Here is a 12,542-nt window from a genome sequence, read left to right as displayed (position 1 = left end):
AATTAAATTAAGACTTATGAACATGTTAATTAGAGCATGTTCAAATATTAATAAAATAAATGAAAATTATTTTGAACATGCTGCATTACATGAGCCCAATTTGTCGTTAGATTATTTATTGGTCTGACTAACGGGAAAACCTATTTTAATTATCGTGTATTCTTACAACCGTGTTACCCATTTCGCCAAATCAATAAAGGAGCTTTACCTAATAAAATCAAGATACTGCTGCTCTGACAAAACTTTTACTCCTTTTTCTTTTGCTGCGTTAATTTTAGTTTCACCAACTTTATCGCCTGTCACAAGATAAGTTGTCTTTGAAGTTACCGATTTTCCAACTTTTGCGCCTAAGGCTTTAGCATTCTTTTCCATATCAGATCGGGAACCTTCAATCATAGTGCCTGTAAAAACGATTATTGCTCCAGATATCGGTGATGACAATTTTTCAGTATTTTCTATAGCTGTTGGTCTTAATGCAAAGCCTAAATCATAAACCTTAAAAAATTCTTCCCTTATATTTTCTAAACCCTCTTTAATAGCCTCAGCGCTAATTTCAGCGAATCCATCAATTTGGATCATGTCAGAAACTGTGAGTTCAAATAAACTAACTAATGAATGATGTTCTAGAAGTTTTTCGCAATTCCCTGAACCTAACCGGCTAACCCCAAACGCAGATAGGAATCGCCAGTCTTCAATCTCAATACTTCTGCTCGCTTGGAGTTGATTAAATAAATTTATCGCCGTCTTCTCACCAAAGCCAATCCTTAAGAAATCGTCAACTTCTAAGCCATATATTTCATGGATATATTTAACTCCAAAGCTGGTCAGCTTTTCAATCGTCTTAGACCCAAACCCATCATTATTACCAAGAGTTTTGAAAAAATGAACTAAGGTGTTTTCAGTTTGCGCGGGGCAGTCTATTTTATTAGGACAAATTAAATTATCTGATTCCCACAACAAATGAGATCCGCAACTGGGGCATGAATCAGGAATATCAGGTGCAACCTTCGTTAAGACCTCTTCAATTTTGGGAATTACTAAACCACTTCTCACCAACCTAATTATAGCGCCAGCTCCAACGCCATTTGTTTTGACCATATTGTAATGGTGAACTGTCACTCTGCTTATAGTGACTCCACTTAATTTCGTTGGCACAAGTTCGGCTACAGGTGCTATCCTTCCAGTTCTTGATGTTTGTGGTATAACCCTAACTACTTCGACATTTGCAGATTCTTCATTTACTTTAAATGCTATTTGCCACCTATGGTTACGTCTTGTCGCGCCCATATACTTTTTAATAGTCTCATTTGTAGTCTCTAAAATTACACCATCCACATCAAAGTCTACCGAACTCCAAATACCCTCAACGATTGATTCAAACTCATCCATCAACACCGAAATTTTGACTGTATTATTTTTAAGAAGAGCGAAGGGATAAAATACACATGCGCCATCTTTTATAGCCTTCTGGATTCTGTTATCAACCTTCTTTTCAGCTATAATAGCGGCTTGGATATTTCTAGAATTTTCAAAATAACTACTGAGTACCTCAGTGAAATAACTTTTTTTAATAACTATTTCACCGGGCCCCAAACCACGCTCTCCGGAGTTGGCTACCTTCAATCCGCGTTTAAATGCTCTTGTTACATCTTGTCCTCTATAACCATCCCCTCTGGTATATAGAGTATCACCGTCATCAAAGGCTGCATAACCATCGAGTTTAGGTGTCACCCTAATATCAATCTCTTCTTCAGGTACATTCGTCTCTTGAGCTGCTTTTTGTATTCTCTTTACCCACTTCTCGATATCTTGAAGTGAATATGCTTTTTCCGTTGACAACATTCTTTCTGGAAGTTCGACTGTTTTAGACTCAATTAAAGGCTCTGGCTCAACAGTGTTAAGGTATGGATGAAGATGATTTTGATCTCGCAATAATGAAATGTATATATCATATTGCTTATCTGACAGAATCGGACTACCCGCCCGATAAAGGGCGTTGGATGCTTTTAGAATAAATACTAACTCTTCAGTATTTAAGTCTGACCGAGAGAACAACGATACTAATTTTTCTGGCTTAAATTCTTCACCTATCTCATTCAATATTTCCAATTGTTCTTTGGTAAAGTCAATATTCAGCATATCAAAGCCCTCTATTTAAACGAACAACTAAGGTGGTATTGTTATATCCTAATGATGGCTGATAAATATCCGTTTGGAAAAACGATGTAAGGGTATCGTTGAGACCTTTTGTGAAGACATTAATTAAATAATGTAACTTGAGTATTTGAACAAATCTATTTGAAACAATTTTGTCCATGGTGACACCCATTGCGCCCGTTCTTCCAACCTGGTATTCAACATCAATAAGGGTGGTAACTTCTTCTTGCGCAGGAAACTTTTGTGCAATCGCCCAACGAGGTGCTCGTGCAACAAACCCTAATCGGCCTTGTAACGCAACGTCATCCACTTTAAATACCACACCATCAATGTCGTATGGCAACGCATCACGTTTTTCAAGGATATGGTTGTAGTACTCTAGGCAACCATTACCACCTTGTGCTGTATTAATATCAGGACAAAGTGGCAGCCCCCATTGTGCTAACTGCGCCAATCGCGCGCTGTGAGAACTGGGTAAAGCAAAGTCGTCTGGCGCAACAACGCCTAAAGAGTACGAATAAAACATAAGTGGACGCTTGGCTGTAATTTTTGAGTCTAGTTGCCTCAAACTACCGGCCGCTGCATTTCTAGGGTTAGCAAATACCTTTTCACCTTTTTCACGCTGCCGGTTATTGAGGGCCTCAAACCCCTCTTTCGGCATAAAGACTTCTCCGCGTACTTCTACGCGCTCAGGCCAATGACCCCCTCTGAGCGTAAGCGGTATATTGGCGATGGTACGAACATTGGCTGTGATATTTTCGCCTACTTGTCCGTCACCTCGCGTTGCAGCACGAACGAGTTCACCGTTTTCATATAAAATGCTAACAGCCAAACCATCAAGTTTTGGCTCGCAACTAAACGTTAACGTATCGGTGTTATTGATCCTGTCATTAATGCGCTTTTCAAAGGCCAATAAAGAAGCATCATCAAACGCATTGTCTAATGAAAGCATCGGCACGTCGTGTGTCACCTGTTCAAAAGAAGCCAGTGCTTGCCCGCCCACTTTTTGACTTGGCGAATTTGGGCTTTGTAACGATGGATGTGCTTGTTCCAATGCAATGAGTGCCTGCATGTCACGGTCATATTGTGCATCAGGCACTGATGGTTCGTCTAACACGTAATATTGATAGTTATACTCGCTAAGCAGTTCACGAAGCGCTGCTACCCGTTTTTCTGCTTCAAGAAGACTTTCAGACATAATTTTAGTTTTACTACAAAGTAAGGGCTAACCGATACACGTCAGAAAACATGAGCTCTGCTCGTGTGCTAAATATAAAAAAGGGCGTGTTATTTCCACGCCCTGTCACTAAAAGAAAAGACGATAATTAGCTACGCGCAATCATTCTTTTTCGTTCAAATTCTCTAATTTTCTCAACGTATTGTTGCAGGCCTTGCTTGGTTAAGACGCTGCGACGACCATCGAGTACTTGTGCATCAAATTCGTCGGCAAGCTTACGTGCCGCATTATGCATCATATTGAATACTTGATGAGGGTCCCCTTCAATAGGCAGGATCATGAATAGTGAAACACCTTGTGTGGTGAAATTCTCTAAACTGTCAATATCGAACACACCTGGCTTAAACATATTCGCAAGACTGAACAAAACCGGCCCCTTGCCATTGGCATTCACGTGCCGATGAAAGATATCTTGGTCGCCAAACTTAAACCCAAGGGTAAGTAGCATGGGTAACAAGGCTGCCCCTGCAATAGGTTCATCATCCTTAGTACGAACGTTCAATACAAGTACTTCTTGTTCTTGTGCAACGTCGGCCGTTTTGTCTTTCTGTGACGATGTTGTCGAACTTGATTGCGGCTGTTCAACAGGCGCGTCAGTTTGGCTTTCGTCAAAATCGATTCGCATTTGATCATCACCGAAGTTAGGCTCTTGACGCGCTTTACGACTTATCGTTTTGCTTCGCTTCGATTTTGCTAACCGCTTACCCTGCTCTTGAAAACCCGCCGCTGACGCACTTTCAATTTTTTCTGGCGCGCCACTTTGAAGCGTTTCAGGGGCGTCAAGACTGAAGTCATCAACTTCTGGTTCTTGCGTTGTCGATACTCCAGGGACGTCATCGTCCTGTGTATCCGTATGATAAAAAGGTTCGGTACGCATCGGTACCGCATCAGCACTCTGCACAATGTTGTGTTCGCTTAAACTATCGCTATTGTCTGTCGTAGTGCTATCTTGCGACGTTTCACCGTCTTTCAATAAAAAACCTGGTGGCTCTGGAAACGGAACGACGGCATCGTAACTGCTTCCATTCTCAGCTCGCATACCGCTCATGCCGCTTGCCATGTGAGGCTTTGGATTAGTTACGACTGACCCATACAGCTTTTCTTTTACTAGCTCAGAGGGTCGTTGGCTTGCTGTCGTCTCATTTTTTTCAGTAATCACCTCATCGTTGCCAATTATATTAGCCGGTCGTTCAGCGGTGTTCTGATTGCTTTGCTTTTGTGAGCCAGTGGTGTCGGCGTCAGTTTCATTGTGATCATCTAATACATTGCTCTGCGCATTGCTATAGGGGGTGTCAGGCTGTTCACCTGCCTTACTTGACTTATCTTCAGAACCCGCCGAGTGAGAGGAGACAACACGCACTTCGCCTAAACCAAGGTCGTCAAACCCCTCTTTACCATCATACTGTCCGTCATCGTCATCATCCTCAACAACACGAGGCGCTACACGCGCTTTCTTAGTATCCTGGTTCGTTTTTCGAATTTTCCAAATGCCGTGCGCTAGCACAGCAAGAATAAATACTGTTCCTATAAGGAGCAAAAATAGACGTAATTCATCTTCCATTTTAACTTCGTCGCCCTTTGTTATGCTTCTGCGAATGCAATAGCTTCATCAACATCTACTGCAACCATTCTTGATACGCCTGGTTCAGCCATGGTTACACCAGTCAGATGACTTGCCATTTCCATCGCAATTTTATTATGGGTGATATATATAAACTGCACCGTTTGAGACATCTCAGACACCAAATTACAAAAACGACCTACGTTAGCGTCATCTAATGGTGCGTCGACTTCATCGAGTAAACAAAACGGCGCTGGGTTTAATCTAAAAATAGCAAACACCAATGATAAAGCGGTTAGCGCTTTTTCTCCACCGCTTAACAGATGAATTGTACTATTTTTCTTACCTGGTGGTCTCGCCATAATGGTTACGCCAGTTTCAAGAAGATCATCATCGGTTAGCGCCAAGTATGCAGAGCCACCTCCAAACACTTTAGGGAACAATTGTTTTAAATCTTCATTTACTTGTTCAAAGGTATTCGCAAATCGCGTTCTCGTCTCTTTATCAATTTTGCGAATTGCCGATTGAAGCGTTTCAAGCGCATCAACAAGATCGCCATACTGAATATCTAAATGCTTTTTGCGTGCCGACTGCTCTTCAAACTCTTCCACTGCCGCAAGGTTTACCGCGCCTAGACGATTAAGGTTCGCTTGCACACTGTTGAGGTCAGACTCCCAGCGTGCCTCATCAGCCTCATCAGGTAAACTGGATAAGATGTCATCGACAGCGTAATTGCCTTCAGCTAACTGTTCAATGATCGTCTTAGCGCGAACTTTAAAGCCTTCAACTTCTATATTTAATTTTTCAATATCGCCATGTAAACGCTGCATATCATTCTGCAATGCCCCTTGCGATTTTTCCGCTTCTTTTATCGCTGCATCAAGATGCCCGCGTGCCTGTTCACTGCTAAGTTTTTTATTTTCCACCAGCGTTTTTTGTGCGAGCAATTGTTGAAGTTCTTCTTTCTGCTGCCCCTCAGGCATCACTAATGTATCAAGCTCTTCGCGCAATTTTTGATACTGATTGTCGTAATCTTTTAGCTGTTGCTGGTTACGCGTTACCTGCTCTTCATACAGCGTGCGCTGATTCACCAGGTTATTTTTTTTCAATACAAGCTCATGATTTTCTTGTGTTATTAAATCTATTTGTCGCCGTATTGATACGATATGTTGTTCATGATGTTCGCGCTTTTCTTCCATTTGAGCGATATCAACTTCGTGCGCCAGTATTTGTCCCTCAACTTCTTCTAACTTTTCAGATAAAACCGAAAGCTGTTGCTCTTCTGTGGTAAGCAGTGCGGTTTGCTTTTCTAAGTTAGCTTTAACCGTTTTTGCTCGCGAGGCAAACTGCTCTATCTGCATTTCGATGAACGCCAATTTATTAGCAAGCTGAGTGCAGACATTATCTTGCTCTCTACATGCTGCCTCATGTTGGTCTTTTTTAATTTTTGCGTCGTGCAATCGTTGTTGTGTATTGTCGTGTTCATCTTGCGCCGCTTCAAGCGCCGCCTCGCACTGCTGTAAAGACGCCTTCAACGCAATCAATTTATTGCTTCGCTGCACAACACCGTCTTCAACATCACCATGTTGAATGACCCAGTCAACACCACACCAAAAACCGTCGAGGCTTACAACACTTTGATGAAGAGACAACGACGGTGCCAATGCCAGCGCGTCGTCTTTTGTATTAACAACAGAAATCGCATTGAAAAAACGTGGAACGCGGTCGCTGCCGATCACCGAGGCTAACGTCCCTTCCGTTTTCTTAGTCGTCAATGCCTGCTGTGTCATAACAAGCGCCGACGCGGGCAACCCATCATGATTAGGTAACGTTAGCTCATCGCTGCCTACTAACGGTTGATTAAGATAGCTAAGGATACTTTCTACCGCGACTTCATATTGTTCAGGTACCGACAACCCTTGCCATAACGGCGACAAATAGTGGCTTTCATCTAAAGAAGTACGGCGTTCTGCATCTTCTTGAAGTGCCTCTAACGCGCCAATAGTAGACATCAACTTTTGATGCTCTCCTCTTAGCACTACGCATTGCTCAGCGTGCTCGCTTAGCGTTTGGGAAGCGACAGAGAAAGCGTGAGAGGAATCTTCTCTCAGGTCATCGAGCGCATCGAATTGCGCACGTGCCTCATTCAATTGCTGTTGCAGTTCTGAAACCTGATCTGCGCCATCGTTTTGTTGGATTTGGTTTAGTTCTTCATTCAGTTCGCTTATGCGCTGAGACGTTCGAAGTTGCATGCTCATCGTAGACTGAATTTGGCTATGGCACTCTTGAACATTGCGTTTGAGCGAATGATAGTGCTGCTCATGGTCACGACTTTCATGGTTAAACTCGCGTAGAGCTTGCTCCGCGTCTTCTAAGCTTATTTTCGCGCTTTCTAACTCGGCTTCTTTTAACGCCATTTCGGGTTCTATATTACTTAGTTGTGCGTTCGATGAATGCGTAGCTTGGTTGGCGTCATCAAGCGATGTAATAAGCAATGTGCGTTTATGGCTAAGCGCTCCCATTTCATCTTCTATTTGGGCTTTTCGCTGCTTTGCATGCAATGTACTTTGTTCAAGTCGCGTAATGGCGGTACTGCAGGTAAAAAGTTGCTGCTGATAATCCTCAATATCGGCATGTAGCGCTTCAACCTGAGCACGCTGGGCAGCAGTGTCTGCGGCTTCGCCACCAAGCCGAGCCTGATATTCTTCATACGTTTTCTGTAATGTATCAATTTGCTTTTTTAATGCGTCTGACTGTTCATTATTTTTCATTAGACGCAACGTAAGCAATTCACCTTTAAGCAATCTTACTTTTGCACGGAGTGCCTTATAACGTGTTGCGGCTTCGGCTTGACGTTCAAGTTTAGCAAGCTGACTTGCGAGCTCGTCGCGCACATCGTCCAGCCGTGATAAATTATCTTGGGTATGTTTTATACGGTTTTCAGTTTCGCGCCGGCGTTCCTTGTACTTTGATATGCCAGCAGCCTCCTCGATGAATACGCGCAGTTCATGAGGCTTTGACTCAATTAAACGAGAAATCATTCCTTGCTCGATAATGGCATAAGACCGAGGCCCTAACCCGGTACCGAGGAACAAGTCGGTAACATCCCGTCGACGACACTTAGTCCCGTTTAAAAAATACGTAGATTGCGCATCTCTGGTAACTAATCGCTTAACAGCCAGCTCATTATAATTGGCGAACTCGCCACCAATGCGCCCAGCGCTATTATCAAAAATAAGTTCAACGCTGCATTGACCCACAGGCTTTCGCGATGATGAACCGTTGAAAATAACGTCGGTCATAGCATCGCCACGAAGATTTTTGGCAGAACTCTCGCCAAGCACCCATCGAACGGCATCGATGACATTTGATTTGCCGCAGCCATTTGGCCCTACTACAGCGGTCATATCACCGGGAAATGGAATAGAAGTAGGCTCGACGAAGGATTTAAAACCCGCTAGCTTTATCTTTTTGAGTCTCACACTAATGCTCCATAAAAAATGAAAGCCATTCGGTGGGAAATATACATAAATTTCTGAGGCTTACGCGGTGCATAGAGCGCATTAAAACGTTCGTCATTATTATTTTTATTGCGTGACTTTATCAAATCTAACAGCTTGTAACAATTACCATTTAACGTGATTAACGGTGACTTATATAATAAACCCGTTACTATGAATACGTTCAAATGCCTTCAAGGAGTAATAATGAATTCAAGTGGTCGGTCGCACAGTGGCGTACACTATTTTTTCGAAGGGTTTTCACTTATAAAAACCAAAGGGCTTAAGCGCTTCGTTTTTGTGCCTCTTGCGATTAATTTAGTGCTTTTTTCTGTTGCGTTTTATTTTTTGTATGGACAAATAGAAGTGGGTATTAGTTATGTGATTAACTTAATTCCCGAGTGGCTTGGCTGGATTAAAACTGTCGCAAGCTTTTTCTTATGGCCACTTGCCGTGATTAGCGTATTACTTATATTTGCGTTGATATTTGGTACCTTAGCCAATTGGATAGCGGCGCCATTCAATGGCGTGCTGTCAGAAAAAATAGAGCGCCACCTAACTGGGCAATCGCTCGGTGACGACGGGGTATTGGCACTCGTAAAGGATATTCCTAGAACTCTAGGTCGGGAACTTGCCAAGCTTCTATGGTATTTGCCTCGCGCAGCAGGTTTTTTACTACTGTTCTTTTTTCTGCCTATTTTTGGTCAGATTTTATGGTTTTTGTTTTCTGCATGGATGATGGCAATTCAATATTGTGACTACCCCTATGATAACCACAAAGTCACATTTTCTCGCATGCGTTCGCATCTTGGTGAACACAAAGGTAAGGCAATGAGCTTCGGCATCATGGTTAACATTTTCTCACTGATCCCCGTCGTAAACTTCATTGTAATGCCCGTCGCTATTTGTGGTGCTACGTCTATGTGGGTTAGCGCACTTAAAGACACTGTGCGCTCACCACAACAGTAAGCATATAGACAGTCCGTGGGTATTGCCTGCCCACTCTCTATTCCTCTGTGGTGCTATCCCTTTCCTCATACACATTAAGCCACACCCCCGCCTTTTTTGTATTTCCAGCTTTGTGAAACGCTTGGAAAAAATTCATAGATATGGGGCGATGAGCGCTTTCATTCTGTAGCTGTTGCTCCCAGAGCGCCAAGTAAATAGCTGGTATACGGCCAGTGTCGTGATGTTCCATAAAGGTAATATAGTTACTTGGCTTGTAGCTGTTAACACCGAGAGCTTCACAGGTTTTTGACGGTGAGATAACCAATGATGCATTACGTTTTATCAACCAACGATCAACTGTTTCAAGAGGCTGATAGGTTACCTCTCCGTCAACAACAAGATTCGGAGGCGTGAAGTTTTCAATACTATCCGCCGTACACAACCTTCTGGCCGCGCGGCTAGAAAGGGGATATTCGTCTACAAAGCCCGCGAAATGGGCGAGCTCATGCACAAAAACAGAATAAGCATCAGTGATGTCTAAAAACATCACGCCATTTCTCACATTGGCCTTCCCCTGTGCAGAGACAATAACGGCATGTGTGATATCAAAGCGCTTTGCGACTTCAGCGAGCGGGGTAATGTTGCAGCCTAGTAAACCACTTTTCTGAAAATTTGCGCTGCATGTGAGCGTTTCATTTTCTAACCAAATAGGTTCGTTCACACACAGAGAAAGGCCCTTGAGTCTGTCATCGTTTTTATATTGTGAATAAAGTGAATCAGCCCGTGTCATAGTAACTAACGAGGTACCAAACAACTGAATACGTTGTTTACACATTTTGTTGGTTGGCCACACGATTTGTGACACGTTTTTAGGGCGCGTCGCAGAGTAGGTCTGTGTAATATGTAATGCACGTTTGGCCTGCTCATTCCCCTCGCTAGCAGACTTCTTAAAATAATGTATGGCTTGTTGTTTATCCCCTTCATCCCACAACAAACGCGCAAACTTAAAGGCACTTTGGCGGTCGAGATCCGCGGTAATTTTAAGCCAAGGTTTCGCTTTGTGTGACTCTCCCCTTAACAGGTACCAATCAGCGAGGGCGGCCTGTGCTGGAGAATAGCCATTATTCGCAGCTTTGACCAACCACCTTTCCCGCTCTTCTGGGTTATCGGTAGACATTGCATAAGATAACTGGGCTTCAGCGACACCGCCTTGCGCCGCCAGTGCAATAAAACGTTCCCCTTTACCGTCAACGTTAAGTAATTGGTATAGCGCCCACGCAGCTTGAGGGCTGCCTAGTGATACGACTTTGCGTAACCAATACTCTGATGAGGTTGAAGACGCCAGCGTTACAAGCGCCGTTTGTGCGTCGATACTTCCCTGCTTTGCCGCTGACCACAGTAGCGGCGCAACATGGTGAATGGTTTCACCTTGATTTGTTGTAGGAGGAATAAGCGCGATAGCGTTTGAATTTGACGCGTTAAGTTCACTGCGCGCTGTGTCGTCTAAAACAAGCACGCTTGAACGCATTGCGCTAGCATGCTCTGCATTACGTAACAACTGTTCGATATAGTGACCGCTGTCACCAGTTATCAAGCAAAGCGCTACCAGCGCAAGAATAAGGCCTCGCATGTTATAATGCGTTAGTCGTTTGAATCATTATTCGACGACTGCCTGAGACGGTGCAACTCCATCCTTGCGTACCGATGTTCAACGTAATCGAAAACATTGGTGCTCAGTGCAAGTTTGAAGTAATTAGACGCAATACCTTCATTACCATCCTGTAGGTGATACTTACCTAAGTAGAAATACGCTTCGCATAAGCGATCCGTAAGCGCTTTTTGACTTCGAACCCCACTAAGGAGCTGGTTAAGCACTTGGTTTTCGTCAATAACTCCTAAAAACAAATCGATTAATGACGTTGCCCAGTGTTCACTGTCTAGCTTGGGCCTTACGCTCATTAGATACTGCTGACCTTGCTCTGTTGATAGCGTGTTATATGCAAAATAGGTCCACAGCACCCTAAATGGATCGGTATTGTCTAAGTCAGAGAAATGGGTTAGATCATCAATAGCAAGCTCGGCACGCCCGCCGTAATACAAGGCAATCCCTCGATTAAGAAACGCAAACGTATAATCTGGATCGATTTCTAATGTAGAGTCGAAAGCTTCATACGCCTGTAAAAAATCACTTTGTTGAATATAATGTATACCGAGTGAATTGTAGGCTTCTGCCATGTTTGGTTTTATATTTATTGCTTGGTTATAATCAAACTGCGCTAAGCCAGCCAACCCAACACTGTCGTAAAGCATTCCCCTTTGAAAAAACAACTCTGCCCTATCGTTTTCACTTAACTCTGTACTCGACAAGATTTGATTGTAGCGCGCAATAGCCATTTCGGAGCGAGGGTTAATCGGCGCAGGTTCAGCAAGTAGCAGATTACCCATTTGTGGTTTTTCCACTACCACAGATGTTTTAGCGCAACCGCCTAAAAACAAAACAAAAATAGAAAAAAAGGTGAGACTAACGTTTCTGCACATGGTAAAAAGCATTCTATATTGTAGGAAAAAAATCCGCGGTAATATATATCGCAGCTGAATGCCGCCAACCTTCTCGCATTTGGTACAAAAAGTAAAGGATAACAGGCGGTGATTAAAGGTCCCCATGAGTAAAAATAAATTAGAACAATTAACGACACTAGCATTTGACGCACAACGCCACTCTCACTCTCCATATTCATCATTTAAAGTCGGTGCAGCACTTGTCACTTCAAGCGGTGAAATCTTTGCTGGCTGCAACGTTGAGAGTGCCGCATTTCCTCTTGGCCAATGTGCCGAAGCGACAGCCATCGGTAACATGGTCACCAATGGATTTAAGCGTATTGCCCACATTGTTATTGCAAGCCCGAACGAAGACTTTTGTTTTCCGTGTGGAGGATGCCGTCAGAAAATCGCGGAGTTTGCACCAGACGAGACTCGTGTCACGATGGTCACGCAGTCTGGCAACACGCACGATACGACCATTGGTGAATTACTTCCTAATGCATTTAGAGCTCATGATTTAGATAAATAAACGTAGGTTGGGGAATGGCATAGTCATCCCCCTATTCGGCGTAAAGGTGTTATGAAGCTTCTACAGTAT

General features: G+C 43.3%; 7 protein-coding genes and 1 pseudogene. 2 read left to right on the top strand and 6 right to left on the bottom strand.

The genetic code is table 11. From position 1 onward, the window contains the following. Window positions 1–204 precede the first annotated feature (204 nt). From AC27EZ_RS10855 to smc, 4 genes and pseudogenes are all read right to left on the bottom strand, one after another. Entirely contained in the window at window positions 205–2,139 is a 1,935-nt protein-coding gene (locus tag AC27EZ_RS10855) for a BRCT domain-containing protein (protein ID WP_421131540.1), read from the bottom strand. A gap of 187 nt (window positions 2,140–2,326) precedes the next feature. Next, window positions 2,327–3,355, bottom strand: a pseudogene (gene ligA, locus AC27EZ_RS10850) (NAD-dependent DNA ligase LigA); the annotation flags it as partial. Window positions 3,356–3,482: 127 nt separating this feature from the next. Continuing rightward, window positions 3,483–4,955, bottom strand: coding sequence for a cell division protein ZipA (zipA, locus tag AC27EZ_RS10845; protein WP_487135355.1), 1,473 nt, complete (start codon window positions 4,953–4,955; stop codon window positions 3,483–3,485). Between the two features lie 20 nt (window positions 4,956–4,975). Continuing rightward, the gene (smc, locus tag AC27EZ_RS10840) at window positions 4,976–8,437 is read right to left on the bottom strand and encodes a chromosome segregation protein SMC (RefSeq protein WP_487135354.1); all 3,462 of its coding nucleotides are present in this window, start codon (window positions 8,435–8,437) and stop codon (window positions 4,976–4,978) included. A 225-nt stretch (window positions 8,438–8,662) separates the two neighbouring features. On the opposite strand from smc, the gene cysZ reads away from it, so the two are divergent. Next, window positions 8,663–9,424, top strand: coding sequence for a sulfate transporter CysZ (cysZ, locus tag AC27EZ_RS10835; protein WP_487135353.1), 762 nt, complete (start codon window positions 8,663–8,665; stop codon window positions 9,422–9,424). A gap of 37 nt (window positions 9,425–9,461) precedes the next feature. On the opposite strand, the gene AC27EZ_RS10830 is transcribed toward cysZ, so the two are convergent. Continuing rightward, a complete protein-coding gene (locus AC27EZ_RS10830; RefSeq protein ID WP_487135352.1) occupies window positions 9,462–11,033 on the bottom strand; it encodes a tetratricopeptide repeat protein in 1,572 nt (523 codons plus the stop codon). Window positions 11,034–11,044: 11 nt separating this feature from the next. Further along, on the bottom strand, window positions 11,045–11,941 hold the full coding sequence (nlpI, locus tag AC27EZ_RS10825) for a lipoprotein NlpI (protein ID WP_487135351.1): 897 nt from the start codon (window positions 11,939–11,941) through the stop codon (window positions 11,045–11,047). 124 nt (window positions 11,942–12,065) lie between these two features. Here nlpI and cdd point away from each other — a divergent pair, with 124 nt between their 5' ends. Beyond that, window positions 12,066–12,473 (top strand): cytidine deaminase, encoded by a 408-nt coding sequence (cdd, locus tag AC27EZ_RS10820; RefSeq protein ID WP_487135350.1) that lies wholly within the window; start codon window positions 12,066–12,068, stop codon window positions 12,471–12,473. Window positions 12,474–12,542: the final 69 nt, after the last annotated feature.

Source organism: Alteromonas sp. 4NH20-0056 (assembly GCF_057539655.1).
The sequence above is the reverse complement of the archived record's forward strand: the minus strand, read 5'-3'. Positions and strand labels throughout refer to the sequence as shown.

What these genes read in the sequence shown, in the direction of transcription:
- cysZ (WP_487135353.1), top strand. Translation starts at nt 8,663, where the DNA reads ATGAATTCAAGTGGTCGGTCGCACAGTGGCGTACACTATTTTTTCGAA.
- zipA (WP_487135355.1), bottom strand. Translation starts at nt 4,955, where the DNA reads ATGGAAGATGAATTACGTCTATTTTTGCTCCTTATAGGAACAGTATTT.
- nlpI (WP_487135351.1), bottom strand. Translation starts at nt 11,941, where the DNA reads ATGTGCAGAAACGTTAGTCTCACCTTTTTTTCTATTTTTGTTTTGTTT.
- AC27EZ_RS10855 (WP_421131540.1), bottom strand. Translation starts at nt 2,139, where the DNA reads ATGCTGAATATTGACTTTACCAAAGAACAATTGGAAATATTGAATGAG.
- cdd (WP_487135350.1), top strand. Translation starts at nt 12,066, where the DNA reads ATGAGTAAAAATAAATTAGAACAATTAACGACACTAGCATTTGACGCA.
- AC27EZ_RS10830 (WP_487135352.1), bottom strand. Translation starts at nt 11,033, where the DNA reads ATGCGAGGCCTTATTCTTGCGCTGGTAGCGCTTTGCTTGATAACTGGT.